Annotated in this window: 28 protein-coding genes and 5 pseudogenes; 5 read left to right on the top strand and 28 right to left on the bottom strand. The window is 41.2% G+C overall.

The features are described 5' to 3' along the window. Positions 1 to 22 precede the first annotated feature (22 nt). From QJ48_RS21150 to QJ48_RS21160, 3 genes are all read right to left on the bottom strand, one after another. Entirely contained in the window at positions 23 to 1,759 is a 1,737-nt protein-coding gene (locus QJ48_RS21150) for an ABC transporter ATP-binding protein (RefSeq protein WP_157261706.1), read from the bottom strand. Between the two features lie 356 nt (positions 1,760 to 2,115). Then, positions 2,116 to 2,328 carry a hypothetical protein gene (locus tag QJ48_RS21155; RefSeq protein ID WP_054975488.1) on the bottom strand — a complete coding sequence of 71 codons (213 nt, stop codon included), beginning with the start codon at positions 2,326 to 2,328 and terminating at the stop codon, positions 2,116 to 2,118. A gap of 109 nt (positions 2,329 to 2,437) precedes the next feature. Next, positions 2,438 to 3,577 carry a GT-D fold domain-containing glycosyltransferase gene (locus QJ48_RS21160; protein WP_237762999.1) on the bottom strand — a complete coding sequence of 380 codons (1,140 nt, stop codon included), beginning with the start codon at positions 3,575 to 3,577 and terminating at the stop codon, positions 2,438 to 2,440. A gap of 758 nt (positions 3,578 to 4,335) precedes the next feature. Here QJ48_RS21160 and QJ48_RS37020 point away from each other — a divergent pair. Continuing rightward, positions 4,336 to 4,581, top strand: coding sequence for a hypothetical protein (locus QJ48_RS37020; RefSeq protein WP_157261707.1), 246 nt, complete (start codon positions 4,336 to 4,338; stop codon positions 4,579 to 4,581). Positions 4,582 to 4,996: 415 nt separating this feature from the next. Continuing rightward, a pseudogene (locus QJ48_RS36120) lies at positions 4,997 to 6,126 on the top strand (IS3 family transposase). A 174-nt stretch (positions 6,127 to 6,300) separates the two neighbouring features. Here the strand turns inward: QJ48_RS36120 and QJ48_RS21185 are convergent. From QJ48_RS21185 to QJ48_RS38890, 8 genes and pseudogenes are all read right to left on the bottom strand, one after another. Continuing rightward, positions 6,301 to 7,107, bottom strand: a complete 807-nt coding sequence (locus tag QJ48_RS21185; protein WP_237763000.1) for a transposase — start codon at positions 7,105 to 7,107, stop codon at positions 6,301 to 6,303. Continuing rightward, the gene (locus tag QJ48_RS38870; RefSeq protein WP_337589634.1) at positions 7,064 to 7,378 is read right to left on the bottom strand and encodes a transposase; all 315 of its coding nucleotides are present in this window, start codon (positions 7,376 to 7,378) and stop codon (positions 7,064 to 7,066) included. The genes QJ48_RS21185 and QJ48_RS38870 overlap by 44 nt, the downstream gene beginning before the upstream one ends. A 168-nt stretch (positions 7,379 to 7,546) precedes the next feature. Beyond that, complete coding sequence (locus QJ48_RS21190; RefSeq protein WP_054975495.1) at positions 7,547 to 8,497, bottom strand: SDR family NAD(P)-dependent oxidoreductase; 951 nt, start codon at positions 8,495 to 8,497, stop codon at positions 7,547 to 7,549. 319 nt (positions 8,498 to 8,816) lie between these two features. Continuing rightward, entirely contained in the window at positions 8,817 to 9,332 is a 516-nt protein-coding gene (locus tag QJ48_RS38875) for an IS110 family transposase (protein WP_237763001.1), read from the bottom strand. Positions 9,333 to 9,570: 238 nt separating this feature from the next. Then, entirely contained in the window at positions 9,571 to 9,813 is a 243-nt protein-coding gene (locus QJ48_RS38880; RefSeq protein WP_337589635.1) for a transposase, read from the bottom strand. Then, a complete protein-coding gene (locus tag QJ48_RS38885) occupies positions 9,798 to 10,025 on the bottom strand; it encodes an IS110 family transposase (protein WP_237763003.1) in 228 nt (75 codons plus the stop codon). The genes QJ48_RS38880 and QJ48_RS38885 overlap by 16 nt, the downstream gene beginning before the upstream one ends. A 536-nt stretch (positions 10,026 to 10,561) precedes the next feature. Next, positions 10,562 to 11,350, bottom strand: coding sequence for an IS630 family transposase (locus tag QJ48_RS21200; protein ID WP_157261708.1), 789 nt, complete (start codon positions 11,348 to 11,350; stop codon positions 10,562 to 10,564). Beyond that, positions 11,328 to 11,681, bottom strand: a pseudogene (locus tag QJ48_RS38890) (DUF255 domain-containing protein); the annotation flags it as partial. The pseudogene QJ48_RS38890 and the gene QJ48_RS21200, both read right to left, overlap by 23 nt. Positions 11,682 to 12,186: 505 nt before the next feature. Between QJ48_RS38890 and QJ48_RS21205 the strand changes: the two are divergent. Next, positions 12,187 to 13,299 (top strand): SDR family oxidoreductase, encoded by a 1,113-nt coding sequence (locus tag QJ48_RS21205; RefSeq protein WP_054975497.1) that lies wholly within the window; start codon positions 12,187 to 12,189, stop codon positions 13,297 to 13,299. 82 nt (positions 13,300 to 13,381) lie between these two features. Here the strand turns inward: QJ48_RS21205 and QJ48_RS21210 are convergent, their stop codons facing one another. From QJ48_RS21210 to QJ48_RS39525, 5 genes and pseudogenes are all read right to left on the bottom strand, one after another. Continuing rightward, positions 13,382 to 13,918, bottom strand: a complete 537-nt coding sequence (locus QJ48_RS21210; RefSeq protein WP_054975498.1) for a 3'-5' exonuclease — start codon at positions 13,916 to 13,918, stop codon at positions 13,382 to 13,384. A gap of 238 nt (positions 13,919 to 14,156) precedes the next feature. Then, positions 14,157 to 14,264: an FAD-dependent oxidoreductase gene (locus QJ48_RS39240; RefSeq protein WP_162238528.1), complete on the bottom strand. Its 108-nt coding sequence runs from the start codon at positions 14,262 to 14,264 to the stop codon at positions 14,157 to 14,159. 25 nt (positions 14,265 to 14,289) lie between these two features. Next, positions 14,290 to 15,311, bottom strand: a pseudogene (locus QJ48_RS21220) (agmatine/peptidylarginine deiminase). A gap of 275 nt (positions 15,312 to 15,586) precedes the next feature. Then, the gene (locus QJ48_RS21225) at positions 15,587 to 16,075 is read right to left on the bottom strand and encodes a hypothetical protein (protein ID WP_237763004.1); all 489 of its coding nucleotides are present in this window, start codon (positions 16,073 to 16,075) and stop codon (positions 15,587 to 15,589) included. Positions 16,076 to 16,087: 12 nt separating this feature from the next. Beyond that, a pseudogene (locus tag QJ48_RS39525) lies at positions 16,088 to 16,240 on the bottom strand (MerR family transcriptional regulator); the annotation flags it as partial. 135 nt (positions 16,241 to 16,375) lie between these two features. On the opposite strand from QJ48_RS39525, the gene QJ48_RS21230 reads away from it, so the two are divergent. Next, positions 16,376 to 16,936, top strand: coding sequence for an NAD(P)H-dependent oxidoreductase (locus QJ48_RS21230; RefSeq protein ID WP_054975501.1), 561 nt, complete (start codon positions 16,376 to 16,378; stop codon positions 16,934 to 16,936). 62 nt (positions 16,937 to 16,998) lie between these two features. On the opposite strand, the gene QJ48_RS21235 is transcribed toward QJ48_RS21230, so the two are convergent. The 5 genes from QJ48_RS21235 to QJ48_RS21255 form a co-directional block, all read right to left on the bottom strand. Continuing rightward, positions 16,999 to 17,349 carry a helix-turn-helix domain-containing protein gene (locus tag QJ48_RS21235; RefSeq protein ID WP_054975502.1) on the bottom strand — a complete coding sequence of 117 codons (351 nt, stop codon included), beginning with the start codon at positions 17,347 to 17,349 and terminating at the stop codon, positions 16,999 to 17,001. 238 nt (positions 17,350 to 17,587) lie between these two features. After that, a complete protein-coding gene (locus QJ48_RS21240; protein WP_054975503.1) occupies positions 17,588 to 18,235 on the bottom strand; it encodes an ABC-2 transporter permease in 648 nt (215 codons plus the stop codon). A gap of 5 nt (positions 18,236 to 18,240) precedes the next feature. Next, positions 18,241 to 19,089 (bottom strand): ABC transporter ATP-binding protein, encoded by an 849-nt coding sequence (locus QJ48_RS21245; RefSeq protein ID WP_054975504.1) that lies wholly within the window; start codon positions 19,087 to 19,089, stop codon positions 18,241 to 18,243. Continuing rightward, positions 19,086 to 19,466 (bottom strand): GntR family transcriptional regulator, encoded by a 381-nt coding sequence (locus QJ48_RS21250; RefSeq protein WP_054975505.1) that lies wholly within the window; start codon positions 19,464 to 19,466, stop codon positions 19,086 to 19,088. The genes QJ48_RS21245 and QJ48_RS21250 overlap by 4 nt, the downstream gene beginning before the upstream one ends. A 180-nt stretch (positions 19,467 to 19,646) precedes the next feature. Continuing rightward, positions 19,647 to 20,333: an MIP/aquaporin family protein gene (locus QJ48_RS21255; protein WP_054975506.1), complete on the bottom strand. Its 687-nt coding sequence runs from the start codon at positions 20,331 to 20,333 to the stop codon at positions 19,647 to 19,649. A gap of 148 nt (positions 20,334 to 20,481) precedes the next feature. On the opposite strand from QJ48_RS21255, the gene QJ48_RS21260 reads away from it, so the two are divergent. Then, a complete protein-coding gene (locus tag QJ48_RS21260; protein ID WP_157261709.1) occupies positions 20,482 to 20,862 on the top strand; it encodes a hypothetical protein in 381 nt (126 codons plus the stop codon). A gap of 557 nt (positions 20,863 to 21,419) precedes the next feature. Here the strand turns inward: QJ48_RS21260 and QJ48_RS21270 are convergent. The 7 genes and pseudogenes from QJ48_RS21270 to QJ48_RS21300 all read right to left on the bottom strand — a co-directional run. Continuing rightward, entirely contained in the window at positions 21,420 to 21,857 is a 438-nt protein-coding gene (locus QJ48_RS21270; RefSeq protein WP_054975509.1) for a NucA/NucB deoxyribonuclease domain-containing protein, read from the bottom strand. Next, positions 21,847 to 22,326 (bottom strand): hypothetical protein, encoded by a 480-nt coding sequence (locus tag QJ48_RS21275; RefSeq protein ID WP_157261710.1) that lies wholly within the window; start codon positions 22,324 to 22,326, stop codon positions 21,847 to 21,849. The genes QJ48_RS21270 and QJ48_RS21275 overlap by 11 nt, the downstream gene beginning before the upstream one ends. 239 nt (positions 22,327 to 22,565) lie before the next feature. Then, positions 22,566 to 23,771, bottom strand: coding sequence for an MFS transporter (locus tag QJ48_RS21280; protein ID WP_054975511.1), 1,206 nt, complete (start codon positions 23,769 to 23,771; stop codon positions 22,566 to 22,568). Between the two features lie 140 nt (positions 23,772 to 23,911). Continuing rightward, a complete protein-coding gene (locus QJ48_RS21285; protein ID WP_054975515.1) occupies positions 23,912 to 24,214 on the bottom strand; it encodes a helix-turn-helix transcriptional regulator in 303 nt (100 codons plus the stop codon). A 322-nt stretch (positions 24,215 to 24,536) separates the two neighbouring features. Beyond that, positions 24,537 to 25,208: a hypothetical protein gene (locus QJ48_RS21290; RefSeq protein ID WP_054975512.1), complete on the bottom strand. Its 672-nt coding sequence runs from the start codon at positions 25,206 to 25,208 to the stop codon at positions 24,537 to 24,539. Between the two features lie 233 nt (positions 25,209 to 25,441). Beyond that, the gene (locus QJ48_RS21295) at positions 25,442 to 25,846 is read right to left on the bottom strand and encodes a CBS domain-containing protein (RefSeq protein WP_054975513.1); all 405 of its coding nucleotides are present in this window, start codon (positions 25,844 to 25,846) and stop codon (positions 25,442 to 25,444) included. A 108-nt stretch (positions 25,847 to 25,954) separates the two neighbouring features. Next, a pseudogene (locus QJ48_RS21300) lies at positions 25,955 to 26,330 on the bottom strand (hypothetical protein); the annotation flags it as partial.

Here is a 26,330-nt window from a genome sequence, read left to right on the forward strand (position 1 = left end):
TTCCTCCTTTCTATGGCTAGGATTAATTTTCTTGTACAGCCTTAAAATCATAAAAATATCCTTTTTTTCTAAATAATAGTTCTGGAATGCCTTCTTCAATTATTTTCCCCTTATCCAAAAAATAAATATAATCTACATTTTTTAACGTACTATATCTATGGGAAATAATAATTGCAGTTTTATTTGCTAACAATCTATTCAAAGCTTTTTGAACAAGAATTTCTGATTGAGTATCCAAAGAAGATGTGGGCTCGTCAAGTAAAATTATTGGGGCGTTTTTTATAATAGCTCGTGCGATAGATAATCTTTGTTTTTGTCCTCCAGATAAGTGGGAACCACTTTCTCCAATGTAAGAATTCAAACCCTTTTCTAAACTCTGAACAAAATCCCATAGCTGGGCCTCTTTTAACGCATTTATTATTTCTTCTTCGGTTGCTTCTTCATTACCATATAAAACATTCTCATAAATGGTTCCGTCAAACAAATAAGGTTCTTGGGTCACTATTGATAAATGTTTTCGTAACTCATTAAGAGACCAATTCTTAATATCTTTACCTAGAAAAATAAGCTCGCCAGACTGATGTTCATAAAATTTACAAATAAGTTTAATTATGCTGGATTTGCCACTACCACTTGAGCCTATCAGTCCAATTTTTTGACCGTGCTTAACTTTTAATGAAATATTTTCAAAAATATTGTTTGAATCACTATAGCCAAATTTTAAATTTTTTATGCAGATACAATCGTCAGTTAAAATATTTTCATCTGATAATATCTCATAATTCGTTTCAAGCTCAAGGTCTAAAAATTCATATAACCTTTTTGATAAAGCAGTACCTTGACGAGCAGTTTTAATCATACTATCTGTAAGCTCTATAGCCGTCCTAACGTTGGCGCTTAGTATGACAAAAGTAATAAATTGCCCCACTGTAATAATATTTGCACTTATGAAAAATACACCAATAAAAAATAAACTAAGTAATAAAAGTAAGCTTGTAATATACTTAATCATAGTCATTTTCATACCAATTTTTGCGCTTAATTTATTACTTGATATAGATTCGTCAATATACTGTGAATATTTATTATTAATATAATTTTCAGCCTTAAAAGATTTAACAACTTCATTACTTTTTATGCTTTCGGTAGCAATATTCATAGCCAATCCCAAGTTATCAGCTAAACTTTTTTGCTGTTTTTCAATGGGCTTACTAATATATTGTGTCAAGAAAATAAAAATTGGAACTATAATAAAATATGAAATAGAGACTTTCCAATTTAACAAAAAACAAGATATAAAACCTACTAGTGCATATACTATAACCCACAAGTACCAATTTAATATTATTGATAATAAATCTGACAAAGATTCTAAATCGCTATTTAGTCTAGTAGATAAGTCTCCTGACCTTAATTTTTTTTCTAATACAGGAATTTTAATATTACTTAGCACAGCAAAAGCTCTTCCTCGAAAGTGTAAGACTATTTTTTCCACTATAATACGGGCTACAACAGAGTGAACTATATTCAACGAACTTTTTATAATAGCTAAAAAAATAATAATGAACAATAACTTATAGATTTTTGATATGTTACCTAAAATCCCGAAATCAACCATATTGCCAAATAGGGTGGCAGAATATGAACCAAGAACAGCAATTATTAATAGTGTTAGCGAAAGTTTACACATTAGTAACCATTGCTTTTTAGAGTCTAAAAATATTCTGATTAAATAATTTTTTTCTTTAATAAAAATCACACCTAATTATAGAAATCACACTGCTTAGCCAAATAAAAATGTAAAACTAGACAATCTTGAACTAATTAACAAACTGCTAAAAATCTACAATACATCATTTTGCTCTATGAATTGGAAGTAGCACGTCATTTAACTATAGGAGTTTCAAAAAGTGCAAAACAACTAATCGAAAGATCAATTGGGGTCAACCACAACAATAATTGATATAGTTGCCCCAAATGAATTATATTACGCAAATAAAGGCCGGTATTAAGGAATGACAATTATGTTAAACTATGAAAATGTAACCCTAAATTTTGATATCAGGTTCATTTTGAGCAGTTTTTATCTTCATTGTAAACCGACTGTCTGGTTTTCTATCGTGGGGCGAATACGACCGGGAGCACAAAATCAAGAACCGCCGTCTGGCCAAGGTCGGCTCGGGCGTCGAATGCCGTCGGAGCAGACACAAAATCGAGACGCTGTTCGCGCTGCAGCTCCACGCAGCGCGCCTTGCCCCGACGCAGCTCCCGGCCGGCTGGCGGCAACCCGCAGCAATCGCGACGATCCTCTCCGTCGCCTGATGTCATTTCCTAACACTTCTCCTCATCAAAAACATACGCAGCTTTGTTTAAAACCATCTTTATTTTTTCTTATGTTTTTCCTCTTTAGAGTTCGTAATACTATGTTCTTTGTTGTTCAATCATGCTGTTTAATAAATGGAATTGATTCTGGATATTTTATTTTTCCTAGATATTGATCATAGGCATTAGGTAAATGTCCTATATCTAGTGCTTGATAGCCCTGTTTCATTAAATCAAATGCTAAAACAGTTGCTGTTGGGCCACAAGAAATTAAAAACAATGTATCTTTATTTTGTTTCAAACATGAATCAATTATTTCTTGATATTTATCAAAGGCATTTACAGGAGGAACTAAAATAGTTTTATGAGATAAAATATTATCAAATAATTCTTCTTTCATTTCAAATCTTCCTCTATCTCCTATAACAAAGACGACTTCCCTTTTATTCCACAATCTTTTTATTTCTTCTATTTCATTTTCGTAGAACACAGAATTTCTAGTTATATCAGTATTTCCATATAATGGTTGAACAAAGAGTTTACGTAATTTTTTATACATTTTCAACCAGTAATGTTCCCAAAAAGATATTTGACCATAGTGATTAAAAATATTATTATGTTTCGAATTAAACTCTGGTATAGTTACTAAAATGTTTTTATTACTGCCGTGTTTTAGTATTTCTACTAATCTTTTTTGTAACTCAATCGATGCTTTTTGAAAACTTATATCTTTCCCGTAACAAAGGTCTAATTCTCCATCACCATATCTTGCTAGAGAACATTTATTTTCCAATATATAATTAATGCTTTCTGTAGTTGTTAAGATTTCAGGAAAATTTTTTTTAATTCGCGAAAGTTCAATTCTAACTGAAGTACGATGTATAAAATGACGATAGATTTTTTTTACAACAATTTCGTTATTTGTGTAAGTAAAAACAAGCATATGATCATCACTTATTCTCATTCTAAATAGATCTTTTTCTTCTTTTATCCTTTTTACTTCACTTTCACTTTTATTTTTATTAAAACAAAATAAAATAAGATTGTTTTCAATCTTTTTTTTAACAGGGTATTTTTCTAAATAATTGAAAGTAGCTTTTAAATATTTTATTTTTATATCATCGAATAAAATCTTCTCTTCAAATACTTCTAAACCATCATCATTAATGCTAGCTAACTCTTCAATTATAAAATCTCTTTCTTCCTTTGAGCATTCCGTGTAGTGTACTAATCTATTTTCAGTATCATTTATCATTATAATATTCATTCCTTTCGTTAACTTAATATACATACAACGCAAAATTATAAATCCATTAATATGGAAATTCTGACCTATATTTTTACGTTCGACACATTGACAATAGGGATTATCATTACTCACTGTGGTCTCGATTAAGGTTGTAAACCGACTGTCCGGTTTTCTATGAGTTTTGAATGCCCAGTTCATCCAGAAAACTTGAAATGTTTCAACTTTCACTTCACTGCCATTGTACGAATATAGCACCAGAGGTTTTCCTTAAATCTTTCTGCTGACAACACCATTCCTTAATAACTTGAGTATTGCAAAAACTGCGCTGTCGATTTAACGCTACAAAAGTAGAAATGTTAGAACCTTCGTCGAACTGGCAAAAGAAAAAAGGACATCGTCTCTTTGTGGAGAAATGGTCGGTTACCAGGCCAACAATTTTCCATATAAAGGAGATATCCCATTCTTATGGTATCCCTCTACATGCCGATCGTCAAGTTCATTTTGGCACTGAAATTGGAATTTTCCAAACCACAGCTCCGACATCTGTTTACTCTGGTCCAGGGGACCTCCGCTCCGTTACGGTGCAAGGTCAAGGCGTATAGGCTGCTGCTGTCCTGGAAAGACGATCACACCGCATCGAGCAAACCGTAGGTTTGTCTCCTGTGTACCGATCTTGCGCTGGATCTCGTTACGATTCAGCGGTATTATCACGTACGCTGGAACATCGAGACGGGGTATCGCTATTTTCAAGGAACTGCTGGGCTTTGACCAATACCAGTTGCTTTCGTTTAAGGGGATTCAGCGATTTTGGGCCGTTCAATTCCTTGCAGAACTTTCTTGAGTTTCAGCGGCAGGAGTGGATGAGCGATGAGGCAGATTTGACGCTTGGCGATGTCGTACGTCGCATCCGAGAAGTGTTCTTCGGGCAAATTGTTGTATATGTTTATGAGCAAGCCTTGGAGAAAAAGCCTCTTCTCGACATTTTGCGCCATTTAAAGCTCTCGGCCTAAACCGCTACTCCACCATTCACGCTACAGGTCTGCCCATTGGGGCACACTGTACCGAAATTCGCAAGACTCAAGTTATTAATTCTTTTGTACGGAAGGTCTTCTTCATTCTTCCATTTATATATACAATTACCTTTTCTACTAAAAAATTTTATCACAATATAGAGACAAGTGTCAAATAACCCCAACTTGAAACAAGATGAGGGCGGCATGTAATGGGAATCGACTGCGACCATGGCACTAATGTAACTCTACAATTTCGGGCACAATTTGCATTTCATGAGTAACGTCGAGAGGAACCCAACCAACAGAGGAAGAGGCTGTAGGGACTGTCCCAGACGTGAGACAAAATAAAACACCTTCAAGAGAATGCGACCATGTCATAAGATATGGAGACAACCTTGGAGGTGTTTTTGCTTTGGCAACCAGAGTCAGTTACCCGATGGAAGTGAAGATGAAAGCCATTGAGATGAGATTGGCAGGAATTCCAGTGAAAGATGTGATGGAACAGCTGAACATACGAAACAGGACTCAACTTAAGACCTGGATGAGAGATGGTAGTAGTGGGGAAAGCCATCGATTGGAGGAGCCTGTTGGTAAACAATATAGCTACGGTAAAGGCCCTGAGTATGCGTCGGAAATCGAAAAATTGAAAGCCGAGAACCGGTTTCTGAAACAACAACTCGATGTGCTAAAAAAGTACAAGGAACTGGAAAGGAGGTGTCGCCAGAAATCGTGATCCCATGGATGGAGTCCATTCGAGGGGAATTCAGTGTGTCCCAAGCTTGTGCATGGCTAGGGATTCCCCGCGCGACGTACTATCGATGGAAAGCAGCATATGGGGCTGAGCATACGGAACCTGCGGTAGAGAGAATTCGGAATCTCTGTGAACAGCATAAATTTCGCTACGGCTACCGAAACTACTTCGAAGGGAACAGATCATCACAAACGCGTGCAACGGATTATGCAGCGTGAAGGACTACAATGTCGCGTCAAGGTAAAGAAACGTAAACTCACCGGACAGCCTGCACACATCGCGGAGCACCTGCTGAAACGTCAATTTCAAGCCGATGCGCCGATGCAAAAACTGGTCACCGATATTACGTACTTGACGTTTGGCGGAAAACATTATACCTGTCGAGCATTTTAGACTTGTTTAACGGGGAGATTGTGGCTTACAGTATAGCAGACAAGCAAAATACAGCATTTGTTCTGGACAAGCTGAATCAACTGCCAGACCTACCGGGCGCCATGCTCCATAGCGATCAAGGTAGTGTGTACACGTCCTGGGCGTACCAGGAAGCTGTGAAAGGAAAAGGCATTACAATGAGCATATCCCGTAAGGGTACGCCCGCTGATAATGCCCGCATCGAATCGTTTCATTCCACGCTAAAGTCTGAAACGTTCTATCTCGAAGGTTTCACCTGTACAACGACGGCAATCGTTGTACAGACCGTTCGAGACTACATTACTTACTATAACTCAATTCGCATTCAAACGAAACTAAATAACCAGTCGCCGGTTCATTTCCAACAACTGGCTGCTTAGACTTGCAAGGTGTTTTGATCCCTGTCTCACCAACGGGGGCCAGTCCCGTATCCGCAGGAGAGGATTTTTTTGCTTTGTAGAGCCAATATTTCAGTTGGTCTACGGATACTTGATCCTCCACATTGTTCACACGAGAACATTGGTGGAGTTGTTGTATCATTATCATCCATTAATTCAAAATTGAATTTCGCCTTGCCAGGGCCGACCGGAACAGCAAGGCCCGGAGGCGACAGCGACCTCGCTTGCTGATGATCGTTTCCCCTTTGTGAATCCCGGAGTTGTCACCCGTAGACTGAGATCGGCGTGACGCACGATTTGCTGGCTGTGGTCATAGCTGCTCAAGTCTCCAACTTCCGCTAAGAAGCCTGCCACGGTGATAAGACCGATGCACGGAATGCTCATCATGTGGGTGGCGCCCGGAATCTGTTCCACCAGACCCGCCACAAGCTCCATCAGCTCTTCGATCTGCCTGCACAGTATGACGTACTGCTCCAAATACATGGCTAGTTCATGCTTGGCCGCCGTAGCACCTTCTGTAATGCCGATGGACTTTCCAGCTTTTCGGTAAAGCAGTTCCGCTCTCTTGGGGCCTACGGCTCGTTTCACGTCGTTCTTCTTCCAGGTAGCCACCACCGTTGTTTCGCCAGCAGCGATGACATCTTTCGGTAGCGGAAAGTTCGTTAGCGTAATGAGCGAGGCCTTGCCTTCCCAGTCTTTAAACACTTCCCTATATTCGGGAAAGAAGCGATCCAGCCAATTGTGGATTCTTCCTTTCACGCAGTTCAAATCTCTGCATAGACGGTCTCGCTGGTTCATCAGCACACGCAGGTCGGCGTAAACGCCTTCCGGCATCTGTGGCTGTGTATAGCGTCCGTCGATGACGAGCTTAGCAAAAACCTTCGCATCTTTGATGTCGTTCTTGGTCGGCGTGTTGTCGTCAAGTTCCTTGCTTTTCTTGACATGATGCGGGTTCACCAGCACGACTTCGATACCGCGCGCGCTGCTTCAGGAAGTGAAACAGCGGTAACCAGTAATGACCGGTTGTCTCTACGCCAAGCAGCACGTCCGTCAACCCATGCTCCTGCTTGATGGATTCGATCCACATTAACAGGTTCAAAAGGCCGTTTTCATCGCTTTGAAACAAGCAGCGCTTGTCAATCTCAATGCCACGGTAATTAAAGGCACGAGCGACATGATTGTGCTTCGCGATGTCGGTTCCGATAACCAGCGTCGTTTCAGAAATTCTCGAAATTCATTGATTTTGCTTGTTCGATTGGTTACCCTTCATAGGGAGCGTCCTCCTCTTAATTCGGGCAGTGAATGTGTGCCATTCCGAGACCCAGCATACAGGAGGCGCTTTTTGTTTTGCAAACCGCATTTTAAATTCATTACAGGAATAACTACTTATTAATTGCATTTTTTATCTCAAATAATCTTGTAATTTTTTCAAACCCTCTTTAAGTGTATATTGTGGTTCCCAGCCTAATTTTTCTTTTGCCAAGGTGCAATCTAAAACAGAACGTTTGACGTCTCCACTTCTCGGTCCTGTAATTTTAATTGGAAGATCTTTGCTGAAAACCTCTAAAATATCTTCATAGATTCCTAAAATTTCAAATTCAATCCCTGAACCAATATTTATGACAGTATTGACTGGTTTTTCAGTACAGAGTTTATTGGCTTCAACAACATCTGATATATAGACATAGTCTCTTGTACACCCTCTTGGCATATCAGGGTAGGTCATAAGAATAGATCCCTTATCGTCAAGAACATTGTTAATAAATATAGGAATAACACCACATTCTCCATCAGGAATCTGCCTAGGTCCAAATACATTTGCATATCTTAATACAGTGTAGTTAAAATTATATTCCTTACTATAGATGCTGAGGTATTTTTCACCTGCAAATTTCGTAATAGCATAGGGAGATACAAGTTGAGGTGTATCTATTTCAGTTGATTTTTCATTACCCAAAATTTCTTTAGAAAGTGCCCCACCAGAAGAAACATAGATAAAGTTTTTTATTGGATACTTTTTAACTAAATTTAATAGATTTACTAAGCCAAAGAGATTATTTTCTAAATCATATATTGGATTTTCAACTGAATAAGCTACTGATTTTTGAGCGGCGTGGTGGTTGATAATTTTTGGCTGGTGTTTTTTGAATATTTCTTCTAGTTCATCATAGTTTCTAATATCTACTTTATAAAATGTAAAATGACTATTTTCTTCTAATATACTGATATTCTCACGTTTTCCGGAAACAAGATTATCAATACAGATCGTTTCATATCCTTCTTTGAGATACATTTCACAAATATGGGATCCAATAAATCCAGCCCCACCTGTTACTAATACAGTTTTACTCATAAAAAATCCTCCCTAAAGGATACATATTTTTCTGTAGGGGCCGGTTGCGGGAAGAGAGCTTGAAATCATTGATTTCCAAACTGTGGATGAAAGGTTATTATCGCACAGTGGATCTCCACATCCGCCCTCGGGTCCCATGTCGCACTGGGTCTAGCCCTTACATTCCTTCGTTCTACCTCTCAAGGGGTGGAGGCCGATTCTTGGCTCCTTGACTGGGTCGTTGCCCTTATGGATTATAATCCTTCGGCTTCTCCGGTGCTTCCGTTGTCGTAGTTGTGCACATGTGAATAAGCGAGACTACAGTCTGGACTTTGCGAACCTACCCTAGTACATCGGTTGCGTTATTATACTCTTTCTCCTTTGTCCCCAATGTATAAAGGACGCGAACCAGTGTTCCACTAAAGGTTATGATCGACTGCTTCTTCTTTAACGGATTCTGACTGCATGTTGTGTTTTTGGCCACCATGGGCAGCATAGCACAAAACAAAATGCCTTTGAGACGAGAACGCCCATGTTTACTGATTCCGGTCTTTCCCTTTCGTTTCCCGGAACTGTTCTCGGTCAAATGGAGTCCAGCTAAGCGGATGATCTGCTGTCCGTGGTCGTAGCTATTTAAATCGCCAGCCTCCGCCAAGAAACCAGCGACGGTCAAAACACTAATTCCTGGGATATCCAGCATTTGCTTCGTTCCGGGGATTTTCTCCAGAATCTGCAGAACGTTAGCCATGATGGTTTCTTCTTGCTTGCAGTACAAGTCGTATTGATCCGCAAGGCGGCAAGCTCGATCGAGCCGCTGCCAGCCCTCGGCAAGCCCGATCGAGACTGTAGGCGGCATAAAGCTGCTCCACTCTCTTGATGCCTACTCCACGTTTAGTTTCCCTTTTCCAGTGTGTGAGGACGTCTCTGGCGCCTGTAGAGACGATCTCTTAAGGAGTTGACGCATCGTCATCAGTCATGCTTTGCCTTCCCAATCCTTAAACACTTGTGGATATTCCGGAAAGTAGCGGTCAAACCAGTTTGTAATCCGCGTTTTACTTGATTCAAGCTCACCATGACCTTCTCGCGAAAATTCATCAGAATGCGCAGCTGTGCATATTCCTTCGTCGGTAAGTTGGGCTCAGAATACTTCCCGTTCCGTATAAGGTCGGCAATGCCCTCGCATCCTTATAATCCGTCTTGGTCTGTGAATTATCCTCAAGCTCCTTGCTCTTGTTCACATGGTGCGGATTGACAACGACAATCTGGATGCCTTGCCCTTTCAAAAACGCTGCTAACGGGAACCAGTAGTGTCCGGTAGGCTTTATGCCGAATACAATGTCTGTCTTGTCTTGTCACGAACTCGGCCTAGCTCCTTCATCCACTCTGCCAGCTTCGTCAGCCCTTCCTGATCGTTTTGGAACACACAGTCCTTCCCTAGCTCGATTCCGCGAAAATCCACGGCCCGGGCTACGTGAACTTTCTTGGCAATGTCCGCGCCGACGACCAACGTTTTTTCGGTAATTCGTGTTATCCGTTGATTCTGCTTCATCTTTACTTCATGTGTATGCCTCTTTTCGTATGTGGGGTTGTTCTTTGGTCGGAACGTTACCCAGTATATAAGAGGTGTTTTTTCTTTCAAAGCTCAAATTACTTCATTACAGGATTTGCTCCTTATTACATAATTATCATTTTAACATCTTTTAGTTAGTTAAAGCAATAATAGTTCAATTGAATTTGGCCTAAATTTAGGAATCGCTCATATTACTGATTCCTAAGGAACGGAATGTCTTCAGAAATAGCAAAGGAATTTATCTGTTATTGGGCTCTCTTCTCTTACTGAAGAAGATGAGTGAAGACGCTAAGTAACTCGATCGTTTCGATACATCATCAGTAACAATACCTATAGATTTCTTCTAACTCTATTTAAAATGAAAAACTTTGAAGAATTATCAAATGATATTACTAGTACCTTGACCGCGCCAAATCTAAGGACTGATTTTTCTGTTAGACGATGTAAGGTAGCGTTAGGAAGCTCACACAAAACCTTAAATTTACTTCGGTCAAGGTACTAGTACTTTGACCGAGTCAAATATCAGGATACAAATGTTTTAGTTTCCCTCTGGCTTGTTCGGTGGTGAAGTGCCATTGTACCGACTTTTGAGCGTGGTTGCGGTCCGTTTCCCAAGCTGCTGTTTCTCGCTGTAATTGTTCCATGGAGTCAATTCGGCGATGCAGGCACTGCACCGTCAGGGCACTCAGTTCTATTTCAGCAATGTTCAGCCAGCTTCCATGTTTTGGGGTGTAGTGAATCTCCAGACGCTTCGCTAACGAAAGGGCAACGTCGGGGCTAAACGTTTCATACAATGACGAAATCCTATGGGTGTTCAAGTTATCCATGACGAGCCGAACGCGCTTCGCCTGCGGATAATGCAAGTCAAGCAGTTCTCGGACCTGTCTCGCCCAATCGGCTTTCGTTCGTCTTTCGCTCACATGGACATGACGCCACCCGGCCAAGGGTTCGGTAAACAGAAACAGGCTGCAACAGCCCTTGCGTACATACTCATAGTCTTCTCGTTGTACCTTCCCTGGTTTCATCGGTTCCGGCGAGCGGGAGTGATTAAGCAACTGTACGGGCTGCTCATCCATACAGATGAGCGGAATCTCCGGGTCATACGGGAAGGCATAGGTTTCCAGGATGTCTTCCATGCGTGCGACAAATTCAGCGTTGGCTTTAGCCGGAATGCACCATTGCTTCTTCAGGTGAGGCTTAAGTTTCGTTTTTTTAACGTTTGACGAATCGTTTCCCGTCCCACGGACTCTAGAATGTTCATCTCTATGACACGGCGAGTCAACAGACGGACATGTACAGATTATCCACGTCCGGCCGCTCCTCGCGGTCTACCTTGACCGCTACGTAATCGCGATTCAGCAGCGCCGCAACCTCTTCATCCTCGAAGGATTCTCTTTCCATGACGTGACACCAATGGCAAGTAAAACTAGTCACACTTCTTTCATCGCATTAGCCCGAAGGCTAGGAATAGCCTATGGACAAGAATACCGGTTTGCCTTCGCGTGCAGATTTACTAAAAGCTTCTTCTCCCCACGGGAACCAATCTACGGGATTATGAGCATGTTGTAATAAGTATGGAGACTTCTCATTTATGAGCCGATTTGTGTATTTATGCTTCACCGTTTCATCACGCATTCTCTAACACTCCCTAAAGGAATATTGTTACATTTTGAGTATATTCCTTATTGAATTTAAAAACAAAAAAGACAATCAACTTTATCTGTGTCGATTGTCATATGGTACTCTTCCTCGAGTCAACTATTTATGATGATTGTAATAAAACGATGCTTGCAAAACAAGTGATCGTAAAAGGAATAGTAGATGCAGCATTCAATGAAAATAAGCAGACCACTACCGAAAAAAATGTTTCCTTTAGCAGACAGTGTAGTTTACCTACAAAAAAGCCTTGATTCGCGAGAAAGCAAGAATCAAGGCCACTCTAATCAATTATAAAGGTGAGGAGGAGTGAGACCTCCATCTCCTTCTTAGCATGAAGGTATTTTCATTAAACTATCACCTTACACAGGAAGGAGCGAAACCTTCATTCTCCTGCGTGAAAGGCAGGCGCTTTGATTAAGCTACTGTGTTTTAGTATAATAGCATATGCTATGATGCTTGTAAATAATTTCAAGGTGATAAAATGAAAAATCAGGAACAAACCAACGAGAATGATAGAAAGAATAGGTGTTATGTCTGCAAAGAACCTCTTATTGTAACTCACGAACACTATGTAAAACTATGCCAAACTTGTGGTGAATACAATGAAAAGAAACGCCTAGCCAAGCAAAATTTAGAATCTTACACCGCTTTGATTACAGGTGGACGAACAAAAATAGGATATCATACAGCATTACGATTACTACGAGATGGCTCACGTGTAATTTTAACAACCCGCTTTCCATATGACGCCTTACAACGTTATATTAAAGAACCTGATTTCGAAAATTGGTGTGATCGCATTCACATCTATGAATTAGATTTTCGTCAAATTGAAAGAGTCGAGATGTTTGCGCAATTCATAGACAAAGAGTTTCCCTACATTGATATCATTATTAATAACGCTGCTCAGACGGTACGAATGTCGGAAGAGGAATATCAGGCATTATCCATAAATGAAGCGGAACTCCAAAGACAAATCACCGGCAACCAACAATTACAACTTATTGCGGACAGGATGCGTATTTCTCACTTCGTTAAATCGGAGAATGAAACAAAGGAATTTCAGCATCTACAACAGATTAATTGTGAGCAAGTAGTTATGAATCACAATCCACTGTTACATAATTCGTGGACAGCACAATCTCATCAAATATCTGTTGTTGAAATGCTCGAAGTACAGTTAATTAACGTTACTGCTCCGTTTTTGATAAATACAAAGTTGAAAGATGCTATGTTGAGAAGTCCGCACCAAAACCGCTTTATCGTAAATGTATCTGCATCAGAAGGTAGATTTAATATGAAAAGAAAGGGTGGCTACCATGTCCACACCAACATGGCAAAAGCTTCTCTCAATATGATGACCCTAACCATGGCTAAAGAGTATAAGAAACATCGAATATTCATTACTAGTGTAGATCCTGGTTGGGTCTCGAACCAGTTCCCGGAACAAGTTAAAAATAATCGAAAGATTCAGTTACCATTGGATTTTGATGATGCTGCTGCTAGAATCTGCGATCCAATATATGAAGGTAAAGACGTAGAAAGACCATTGACCGGTGTATTTTTAAAGGATTATAAACAAGTAGACTGGTGAAATAAACGATTAATTTCAAGAGCCGATAACACGGCTCTTTTTAATATGTTGTAAGTATTATTTTTCCAAACCAAGATTATGATTAACGAAATTCCAGCTTGTCAAAAATCTTTACAAATATCTTTGCAATATTCCGGGCATCATCAATTCCCCGATGATGTGTGCCGTCTAGCGGCAGCTTAACCATTTCCAGCGCCCTTGCCATGCCTACTCCCCGCTCTTTACCGATCGTCTTGCCATGTTGATGTTTGATGCTGATATGATTAGCAAGCCAATCTGTACTTATTTTATATAGTTCACAATCCTTCGTTAGTTGACTTTTATCATAAAATCCCCAAGAGCACAAGAAATAATCTTCTTTACCGATCCAATCTTGAAATTTCTGAATGGCTTCCGGAAAGTATTCTGCTTGATTAACATCCTCTTGTGTAATGGAAGTTAGTTTTTTGCAAAAATCTGATAACCAAGGATTTAATATCGGCTTAATAAACGTTTGAAATTCATCGATAATTTCAAGTTGTTCATTGATTTTAACGGCACCGATTTCAATAATTTCGTTTTGTTTGGTTCGGTCATTTTCCCAACAAGTGGCCTCTAAATCCGTCACAATGTAATTCACTTTGTATCCATCCCTTTCCTTTAGCTATAGTTAAATCTGGATAACCGGCAGCTTTCTAATTCTTTCATCTGTGCGTTGTCTATAATCTCATTTGCCGCCAATCGGCTAATAACAGGAGCCAGCGTAATAGCCGAATGCATAACTGCAAGATAGAGGCCCTTTATCCGATCATGAAAACCAACGATAGGGTAGCCATCTTCAGGCATGGGTCGCATTCCTACCTCGATACTTTCCAGCTCTAAGGTCTCCCCTCCTTGTAGATGTTAACGAAGGATTTCAAATGCTCATAGGCCATTGATGCGCCGACAATACCTGCACCAATCACTACAATTTTTTTCTTATTCATGTTTGGGTTCCTCCTGATGTTTATCTCAAATCGCTGGTTGTTGTTGTGTAACACAATGAATCATTCCGCCATCCTTATAAAGCTCTCTTACATCAATCCCAACCACTTTGCGCTCAGGATATAGTTTTTGGATGATATCGTTTGCTATTGTATCATGAGGATCATTATAGTTAGGTACCAATACTACTTTATTCCCTATATAAAAATTCACATACGAACCTTTTTCACCCAATGCCTCTCCATTTTCTAGAGTGACATTATGTTTACTAAGCGGTAAATATACATACTTGTAAGCCTCGCCTGAAGCATTTTTGGCATTCAATAATGTTTTAATATCCTTGGCTGACAGCCCCCATTCGGCCAAGTCGTTTTCTGAAAATGTAATGATCGTAGATTTGTCGTAAAATTTGGCAAATCCATCAATATGAAAGTCGGTAATGTCCGCGCCTGGCACTCCATCTAACCAAATAAAATTCGTAGCGCCAAGGCTGCCGAGATATTCTTCAATTTCCGCTTCGGATAAGTCAGGATTTCGGTTTGGATTCACTACAGAGCTTCTGGTCGATAAAAAGGTACCATGGCCGTCCAGTTCAATAGCTCCGCCCTCTATGACGAGTTTATGCGAATCGTTCTTTCGATGTTTAATTCCTTGCTGAGGCGCTCGCGAAGTGAAGCGTCCTTGGCAAAAGGAGTTTTCTTCCCCCATCCATTAAATCCCGGGTCCCATAAGTTTAGATTATTATTATGGTCATAAACAAAAATCGGTCCATTATCCCTTGCCCACACATCATCCGTTGGCGAAATAAAGAAATCAATCATGTTCATATTTATACCTTGGCTCGTAAGGAGTTTGTTAATTTTTTCTTTTTCTGCTTGATTATACGCAACGATGTGAACTTTCTCACCTTCGCTTAAAGCGCTTGCCATCTTGATCCAAATGTGCTCTATCCCTTTTTTATAATCTTCGCCATAGGTGTATCCATGAGGCCATTGTAACCAAGTACCTTCATGTTCGCTTTTTTCATCCGGAATCGTATATTTATTCACTGCTTCAGCCTCCTCTACTTCTTATCCCCCACGGTCTCGTTGCGGTACGGTAACATTATAAATCTTCACACGGTGTGAAGCTCAAGTCTCTTTGTAGTATCAGATCGCACAAGTGAAAATAGGTGTTCGAAACTAGCGTGAGGGTTAAATGAGGCGAATGGAATTGGAGGCTTAGGCGAGTTACATTTTTATAGCGATACCAACTTCCGTGACAAAATCATCTTGATCTATTGCAACAGACTCATCTGCAAAATACTTTTCAATAAATGGGCCGTCTAAACGATAACCATATGAATTGGCCCAGTCATATAAGGCACTATAAGCAAAACTAATGCTGTCATAATTGCTAGGGTGCTTATATAATTTGTTTCTTCAAAACATATGATCCTGGAATCTGTAATCTCTCTTTCCATTAAAATAGGTTGACATACTTCGACATCATATTGATAAAAATCGCTTTCCTCCACAGAATGAAAAATTGAAAAACATTTGCCGGCTAAAACTGGATTGATTTCGTTGACGTGTTTATGAAGTTGTTCTATTAACGACTCTAAACCAGCCTCATCCACCGTTTTTCTTAAGCAAAAAGCATGAAATGGTTTCCTCACTCCCCTCAATACATCATAAGCATTCACTCTATTTGTAGTTTTCTTAGGTTCAATGTAGTTTTTCATTTCCTCGATTACATCCATATATTCCAATGCTTTTTCATTTAATTCAGCGATTTTCTGTTGAAATCTATCTTTGATCGCTTCAGAATCCATCTCTAGTACATTCTTTATTTCATCCATTGAAAAGTGGTATTTGCGCAGCAATTTTATTTTACTTACCGTATTAATATCATCGTTCGTATAGTATCTATAACCGTTCACTTCATCTTTTCTTGGCTTTAATAGGGATTCTCGTCGTATCTTAGCATTCTCTGGGATATTTTATTTATTTTTGAAAAATCCCCATCTTACACTCTCCTTTTTGTAAGTACCTGTACTAAAAGTGCATACTTACATATTTGAAGCGCGCACTTTATACTCAAGAAGTAAATCATTCTCAAGGAGGACAAAGCAGTGAAAACTCTTATTATCGTAACGCACCCAAGCATAGAAACTTCCGTCGTCAATAAACGATGGGTCGAGGAGCTTAAAAAGTACCCTGATAAGTATACGGTCCACGAATTGCATAAGGTTTACCCTGACGGAAACATCGATGCGGAAAAAGAACAACAGCTCATTGAATCGCATGGCAATCTTGTTTTACAGTTCCCCATTTTTTGGTTTAATTGCCCGCCTCTCCTGAAAAAATGGCTTGACGATGTGTTTGCTTATGGCTGGGCTTATGGTTCGAAAGGCGATAAATTAAAGAACCGCAAAGCGGCTTTAGCCGTATCGGCCGGAATTAAAAAAGAAGATTATAGTGAAGCGGGTAGATATCGCTATACGCTTGACCATTTATTGTCTCCTTTTGAAACTACTTTCCGATACTGCAATGCAGATTATCGTTCGTTCTTTGCGTTTTACGGCACGGAAAATGAGCCTGGCGAAAATGTGCCTGGTGAAGAAATCGAGTCCTCTGCGAGCGAATTGGAAAAAAGCGCGCAAGCTTACGTGAATTTTATCGATAACCTGTAAGTGGTAGCTTTATTAAGCTAAAAAAAGAAGTATTTCCTTGTTACGGAGATACTTCTTTTGATTTAAACCTCCTGAGCCGGCAAGCTGTTTTTCTCACCCCACTCGCACATCATATTTAATAAGGGGATGAGAGATAGACCGCGTTCAGATAAGGAATATTCCACTTTTGGAGGTACTTGGGGGAATTCTTTGCGCAGGATCAGACCATCGGCCTCTAGCTCTTTTAACATGATGCTTAACGATTTAAAGGAAATGGTACCGATACTTCGCTTCAGCTCGTTATGCCGCATGACCTTATTTTCTGCCAGCCAATATATAATGATCATTTTATATTTACCGCCTATGACGGACAACGTATATCCAAAGCCGGTATCTTTTAGCTTCACGCCAGTCGGAACGCAGGTATCGGGCACAAGCTACACTCTCCTTCGGGCAAGTATATGTTATAAATGCGTATATGATTAGTATAAATTACTTATTATTCGCTCGCCAAGCATTCACAAAAAAAGCAACGGAACCAAAGAGCGGAAATATAGCAAGGTAACTTTTATTCAAAGCTTGGCTTAAAGCACTCACAGCAAGAATGATCCCTATTAAACAGTAAAAGATCGTTTTCCGGTTGAAGTTCATCGGTATGCTCCCCCTAGAGTATCACAGATTTTTGTTAGAAAAAATCCGGATCGATAGGACCATCGAGATTCCCCCGATAACAAATGCCAGTAAAACAAAGAGCAAGTCCAGCACGAATGGCGGAAAAGGCAGCGAGACCGGGAACATGGCTCCATTATTTTGCACTATTTTCATGATGTTCGGTAATACGAAAGGCGTCAGGAAGATCAGAAAAAAGAATATATATCTTGATTTTTCGTAACCAAAACGATATTGTACCGGAATCATGACTCCGAAAATGATACTTAGCAAGAAGAACGTTCGACCTACCTCAGATAGATCGAGTAACCCGACTTTCACCGGACTGATCAGAGCCGCAATAGTGTACAAGCTGCAGCAACCGATAAAAATGGCAGCGACAAAAAAATACTTTGACATCACGATCGTCTTTCTTGTATATGGGGTCGCACAAAGATGCGATGCGCCTTTGTATTTATATTCCATCATGGAAACCGTACTATATAGTAAAAAAGCAATGTATAACGTACTTAGAAAAAAAGGCAGAAACTCCCCTGCAATGAAGTCGAGCTTCGTATGCATGAAGACCGGCAGCACCATCGCTGCAAGCAGCATAATGATCCAATATTTTTTTGCGAGCAGGAAATCCTTTTTCACAAGATGAAAAAGCATCGGGGTCACCTCCTAATGTAGCCTAACATTATATCTTCAATGGTCGGCCTTTCAATGAGCGCATGTTGCATGTGCTGACGCACGGCCGCTTTATCGTTCGTTACGCCGGAAAACCCATACTCGGTTTCGTGCAAGGTTAAAAACATTGTTCTTGTAGCCTCATTCAGCTCGTTAGGATCACCTTTCACGAGTCCATGTCTGTCCAACAAGATGTCTTTCTCTTCACTGAAGACGATTCGACCGTTGTCAATTAGAATTAGCGCGTCCGCAACTTTATCCAAATCCGAAGTGATGTGCGAAGATAAAAAGACACTTTTTCCGTCCTTCACATAATCAAGCAGGATGTCCATTAATTCCAATCTCACCTGCGGATCGAGACCGCTCGTCGGCTCATCCATAATTAATAAGTCCGCCCGATGGGAAATCGCCAACGCGATAGCATACTTCATACGCATGCCTTTGGAAAGCGTCCCTATTTTTTGATTCAGCTGCAGCCCGAATCGTTCCATATGACGGTTAAACAAAGCGTTATCCCAATTGGAATAGGCCGGGGCGACAATGTTTTTCATCTCCAGCAAAGTTAACTCGTCATAGAAATAACCTTCGTCTAGAACAATCCCAATACGGTTTTTGAATTCCCGTTCGTTTTTTTGAACATCTTTTCCGAAAAATTGTATCTCTCCCGCGTCCTTCAACATTAATCCGAGAATCAGTTTAATGGTCGTCGTTTTTCCGGCGCCGTTCACCCCAATGAATCCTGTAATACAGCCCTCGATCAAAGAAAAACCGACATCGTCCAGCCTAAAATTCCCCAAGTCTTTTTTCAGGCCTGCTACCTCTAAAATGGGCTTCATTCTTCCCCCTCCTCAAACAGCAAATCCATCATGGCATACAATTCGTTTTTGCTGATGCCTAACGAACGGGCGGTTTTCCACGCTTCCGTGAGCTTGACTTCAACCATATGCCGTTTCGATTCCAATAGCAGCTCAAAGTTTTCCTTGGCGACAAATGAGCCTTTGCCTGCCTTGGTCGTGATAAATCCTTCCGATTCAAGTTCGTCATATACTCTTCGGGTCGTAAGGACGCTTACGCGCAGATCGTTGGCCAAGGCACGTATCGAAGGCAGCATTTCTCCTTCCTTTAATTCTCCGCGAATAATGGCGTCCTTGATTTGATCTTTGATTTGCTGATAGATCGGCGGATCGGACGTATTGGAAATAATAATTTTCATGTGACCTCCACAAATCACAACTGTGTATCTATTACATACACAGCATATACAATATACACAACAATGTCAATGGCACGAAGGGAACGCCAAATACCCCGCCTTGTATTGGAGGGGGCATTTAGAAAATCGTCAGCTCAATAAAAGAAAACGAGGCGCCGATTTTTCTCGGCACCTCCCGAATCACGCTTCTGTGTTGACATTCAACCGCCGGTACGCAATGGCAGCCAGTACCGCTCCGATCAGAGGAGCCACAATAAATACCCATAGTTCCGCTAACGCTTCCCCGCCCAATAGTACTGCCGGTCCGAAGCTTCTAGCCGGATTCACGGAAGTGCCTGTAAGGCCGATGCCCAGAATATGAACAAGCACTAGCGACAAGCCGATCACAAGACCTGCAACATGACTGTTAGCAGCATCGGACGTGACTCCGAGAATGGTGTAAATGAAGATGAACGTCAAAACGATTTCCACGATAAATGCCATCGTGCCGCTTATCCCGATCCCGTACCCTTCGCCGAATCCGTTCTGTCCCAGGCTCGATACGGACTTACCCGTTGATTGGATAATCGCGGATAGCAGCGCCGAACCCATAACGGCACCGGCTGTCTGAGCAATCACATAACCCAGGAATTCCTTTCGAGGCATCCTCCCGCGTATGAGCATTGCCAATGAAACGGCAGGATTAATATGGCATCCTGAGATCGGACCGATCACATAGGCCATCGCGACGATGGACAGACCAAACGCGAAGGCGATTCCAAGATACCCCAACTCGCCCCCTGCCGTAGCTGCACTTCCGCAGCCGATCAGTACGAGTACCAAAGTACCAATGAATTCGGCCGCATATTTCTTCCACGACGGATACATCTTTTTCATCCTCTCCTGTATATTTAAGACCTAACTTAATATATAAGGTCGAACTAAACAAAAAATGAACATTTCTTCTGTTCAACGGAACCGAGGTTTGTCGATAATAATGATAGGGAAATGGTATTAAATTAGGAGCGATGAATTCATGCCAACCTATCGTGAAATGGAACTTATTCAACGAGGGATTGAAGCCGGAGATACTTCTATGGCTGATGCCGATCTTGTTGAAAAATTTATTTCTTGGATTCCCAGCTACAATTGTGAATCGGCCGCAGAAGGGTATTTCTCGTTTCTTTCATCGATTGCAAAATACAAACCAACATTAATCGAACCGTTATTAAAGAAAGCAATCGAGCCGGTTTATTACTTGGGATACGAGAATTCGGAGGAGATCCTTATTTGGGCGGCTTATTTTGCCAAAGCTCGGAATGCCATGTATGTGCCGTCAGAATTAGGGAAAGTGTGGCTGTGCGAAGAATTGCCCGATTACAAGGACTACATTGCAAAATGTCTGATTGATATATGACCGAATAATATATTAATTTATTAAAATACTGCGGCTTGTTCGCTGCAATGCCAAAAAAAAATCGTAGTTTTTTTCGTGAAATGATGAATTTATTGCGTACTAATGTAATAATCATCAAAATGTCTAATGACCAATTCCAAAAATTGTGATATACTCTTTGTGCTTTCATTCTTACCGCAAAAAATAAATTGCTTATTGATTGGAGCGAGTGAGTAAAAATGCATAAGATTATTGAGCAAAGCGTGAATTATTTATTGCATCATCCTGATCGCGGCTACTTATTTGTTGACCCGGTTCATGCCATATTCGAACTAATGCGCAATCTTAAACATACCGACAATCCTTTGGAAGCCTATAAATTTACATTTGAAGAAGGCTCCGAAGTAAAATTTAACGATAGTATTGTTCAATTTATGTTGAATGGTTACTCTATTCATAAGTTAACGAACACCATAGCGATTAGCAAAATAAATGAATAGTAGCCTTACTATTCATTTATTTCTTTTATGCGGGTGCCAATGGACTTGAGCCATTGGCCCTTTCGCCGTAGAAGCACTTCACTTCACAACAATCTTCACTCGCGTTCCGTCGGGATACTTTTCCAATTGATTGCTCACCCAAGATCCCGCTCCTCGATTGTCGGAAGGGCTAATATACATGATATCGGCTCCTTTGCCGCCTTCTGCGCACATGGCCATGGGGAACTCGTCTCGGTCCAAATTAGGCTTTACGGGCACGCCTTTTAGAGATTCTTTTCGATTGGCTTCAGCGCCTTTTCTATCGATTGTACAAATGGAGGATTTCCCATGCTCAATCGCCGCTTTTATATGGGCGCCGGTTTCCGGAAAACGCTCCGATGGAAAATGGAGTACAACTGCGCTTTCAGCTTCGTTGTTTGCTGGTGTTGAAAGATTCGTTAGAAGCCAACCTTTGTTAAAATATAAAACAAATAGTATGAATAGAATAGTAGCTATAGAAATTGTTTTATTTTTCATTTTGTATATGTCCTTGAAGTGGATTTTTATTGTTCGATTTATTTACATACAGTTCTATGCATTGGTTATAAACCTGATCGCCATACTTTATGATTTTGGGATAATTGGTGAAATCGGCCATGCTGCTTAAGTCGTTTCCTTCACCCATTATAAATTTGCTGGTTGGTTCGCTCTTGTTATGTAAAGCCAACATCAATTTTTTAATGTTACAAGGTTCGAAACAGCGTACTCCAAATAAGACCATAAATTGTTGATCTGTGAATGAATGATATAGGTCAAACAGCATAAACTCCGGGCTTTCTCTCTCGGCTTTGAATACAAGAACATCGCCACGTCCTATACCGTAAGAATCGTATTTTGATACTAGAAAGTCGTCGTCAAATTGAATACCCATTAAGCTTTTAATCTCACTTATTTCTTCAGACAAATAAATGCAGTCAATAGGCAATAAATAATGAATCTCCGTCATTTTCTTCATCTCTTGCTATACTCTACCTCCCCCGATGAAATCTAGCAAGGAAAACCAATAAAAAATCCGGCTTCACTTCTATATCTTTAATATTCGCCTTGCTTTCACAGGTATCCTCTATCTGCGAGACGCCGAAACAAAGAGAAACCCACATCGGATAGACATGGGTTTCCAAAAGTGATCTTGCCGCTCCCGCTGGTTTGCCGATTGATCATTTGGGGAGCACCTGTGTATCTGAATCAGTCCGATAACACATGTTCTTGCGGCTTGCTTGCTTTTCTTGCCTCCTCTCTTATCCATGCAAATAATAAAAACGAGGCCATGACGGCAATCGCTACACCGATCGTCCCGAACCACGGGATGGATGATAAGGATACCTGATCAACGGCAAGCCCGCCTATTCCCGCTCCTGCTGCCATCGCTAATTGCATCGTGGATTGGTTGAGCCCGAGCATGACTCCCGAATAATTCGGCTCGATTCGGATCAAATTATATTGCTGCGTAGGGCCGGATGACCACGCTGCAAATGACCACAATACAAGTACGGCGACAACGAGCAACCAAGAATTCGTTAGAGCAATTGTAACAGATAGTAAAATGAGTGCCGCGATGTGCAGCAGCATACCCCCGGTTAACGTGAACGAAACTCCCCATTTATCCGTACTGTAACCGCCGAATTTGGAGCCGATTAAGCTGGCCACGCCGAACGCCAACAAAGTTCCGCTCAGCACTTCTTCATTCAAGCCGGCAACCTTGAGAAGATAAGGAGAAATGTAGGTATACGCAATAGAGTAACCGCCGAGCCAGAAGAAAGTGATCGAGAGCCCAAGAGCCACTTTTCTGCTTTTTAGAAGAGCAAGCTGCTTGGATAAAGGTACGGGGGCATCCCCTTTCACTTGCGGGATCGTTTTGTATAGAACAAAGATAGCCAGAAGCCCCATTATAGCGATGAAACCGAACACCGATTTCCAGCCGTAGGCCGCAGCGATCATGCGTCCGAGAGGAACACCGATAATTAATGACGTCGTGAAGCCCATCACCACGGTTGCAATGGAACTGGCCTGTTTACCTTCGGGTGCGATTTTCGCTGCGATATCCAGAGCGGTTACAACAACCATTCCTGCGCCTAAAGCCATCATCACGCGTGCGAGGACAAAAAGTCCGAATCCCGGCAGAACAAAGGACAAAATATTGGCGAACACGAAAATTCCTAGCGCTACTACGAGCAGCTTTTGCCTCTCGATTTTAGCCGTCAATGCCATCAGTACAGGGGTGCAAATCGCATACACAAATGAAAAAACGGTAACAAGCTGCCCAGCCGAAGTAATCGAGATCCCCATCGTATCCGAAATCTTATCTAAAATCCCTGAAATGACATACTCGGATGTCCCGACCAAAAAACTGACAATTGCCAAAAAATAAACTTTCCAAGTGTTCGACTTCAATTTCACCACTCCTTATTCATTTCACATCTATATATTATAAATTATCGATGTGTTTTTCATAAAAATCTACATATTGTAATACATCGATATGTACGATTGAAACAAACCGAATCCTCAGGAGAGCATTCAGTTTGTTGTCGTTAGATTTCGTTATTAAAAAAAGCACCGATTTCGCGTATCAATTTCTCGTTTCTTTTGTAGTACGTAAACTTCCCAATACGTTCCGTCGTGATCAGACCTGCCCGCTGGAGTATCGATAAATATTGGGAAGCTGTGGACTGTGTCATCTTCAACTTTTCCGTGACTTGACTTACACATACCCCGATATTCCTCATATCAATCCCTTCGTGGGGCGTAAAATGTTTTTCGGGATCTTTCAACCAATGCAAAATTTGCAGTCTCGACTCATTGGACAGTGCTTTAAAAATTTCAATCGGCTCCATACACATTATAATATCGCAAATTATAGATATGTCAAGTTTCTTTATACAATAAAAAAGAGTCGAATAAATTCGACTCTCCAGGTTGTTGAGAACGTGGGCTTTTTCAAAAATAGAGCTGCATACGGAGGTGGGGTATCTACTGGAGGAGCGATAGCGTTCGCCTTTGTCTGCGGGAAACATCCGCTGCTAAGCGGCTTCAATCAAAGTTTCCTGCTGACAACAGCGACCGGAAGTAGATACCCCACCGCCTCGTAACCTCTATTATCTCAACTGGCCACTTTCACAACAAGCTAGTCGAATAACTTCGACTCTTGACTGCAAACTAGCGCCCGTTAGGCGAAAAATGGTTTTTATCGTCATTTACAGGAGTGTAATGGACCAGGCCGTAGGTTTTGGCTACGGAAATCAACGTTGCGTTTGTACTATTTTTGGCGCCGGAATTGATCGTTACTTTTTTGCCGTTCGCATCCGTGATCACAACGCTGGCCTTCGACCAAGACGTACCAAGATCTATCGCGTTTCTTGCGGTATGGTTGGAGTTCAGCGCCGGTGCAACGTTCAGGTTAGAAATCCCGTAGCCGTTTACCATTGCTCTTGCTCCGGCGATCGATTTGCTGTAATTGGCATCATCATTATCGTGTACCCATTTGATGTTAACGCCGGCCTTGGCAGGCACATCCTTCGGGCTTACCTTCTTATTCACGATCTTCCAAGACCAGTGCATCAAATAAGCCCGTTCTTCCGGTCTATAAGTAGATTCGATGCTCGTGGAAATGCCCGCCTCGTGAAGTGCAGCTATGAATCTCTTGACATTGCTTTTGAACGGGTCGTTGAGGTCATCGACACTTTTGGAGCCGGGAAATCTCGCAACCCAAGCAGAGCCGCTATTTTCAGCCGCTGCAATGGAAGCAACAGAATCGGGGGAAGCTGCAAAAATGTTTGTAGGGGTCATCAAGGTGAGTGTAACCATAGCGGAAATCAAAAGCTTTTTCATAAAGTCACTCCTTAATGATAGTTTAGTATAATGTGCACAATATACTAAACTCAAAATAGCATAATATTGCCATTTTAACAATAATATTTTACAATTTTATATTTTATTTACTTTTATTCTACTATTTACATCATCTTTAAAATCGAAAAATCCCCTCCAAGCGCACTCTTTTTCAAGAATGCTGCTTCGAGGGGATTTACTTTGAAAGCAAGTTTCGACAGACAGCCCCGCTGCTAGTCCGTAATATTATTCGTATAGTACTCGATGATATCTTTGCGGCGGATAATTCCGATGAAGATCCGGTTGTCTTCTACGACGGGAACGAAGTTCTGATCGGCAGCCAGATGAAGCATATCGTCCAGGTGCGCATTGATCGGAACGCACTCATTATGAATACGGCGTTTAATTTCATGCACTTTGATAATATCCAGGTTTTGAAAGCTCAATCCGGGGGTATTCTTCATCTTCCAGAATAGATCCCCTTCCGAGAGGGTACCAATGTATTTCCCCTCCCCATCAATCACGGGAATTGCCGTGTATTGGCTTTGCTCTAGCTTGTCCAAGGCCTCCTGCATCGTAGCAGACGAGATAATATAGGCCACTTTGTCCTTGGGGAACAGAAAATCGGAAATTTGCATCGGTCAGAGCTCCTTTCTTCCGAGTTTGGTCCTAGAGGTCACATTCCTTATGTTCTTAAGTTTAGCACACCTGGAAGAAAGAAAAAACTTGCTATAAAAATCCTGCGGCTAAAGCGCTGACCGGTTATGGCGTCGCAGTCCCCTGCTCCTTGATCCCAGCTGTCGTGCTGTACCGTTAATTTTTGCGTTGATGAGCAGGAAAGCCAGCAGGGCGAACCCGATCCCGCTCCACATCAACTGGTGGATTCCCCACTGCCCGATCAACCAGCCGCCGACCGACGCTCCGATTGTGATGCCGAGATTCGTGAAGGAGACAAACAGGCTGTTGCCGAACTCAGGGGCCTCCTGCGCTTCAGTCATAAGCCAGCTTTGGCTGACAATAAGCCCGCCGGAATGCACAATCCCCCACAGCAGGATCATTACGATCATGGGGATGAAATATCCTCCCGCATAATAAATCAGGAGGTAAGCAGCAGCATAAACT

The organism is Paenibacillus sp. A3, from assembly GCF_001399685.1.
GTDB lineage: Bacteria > Bacillota > Bacilli > Paenibacillales > NBRC-103111 > Paenibacillus_G.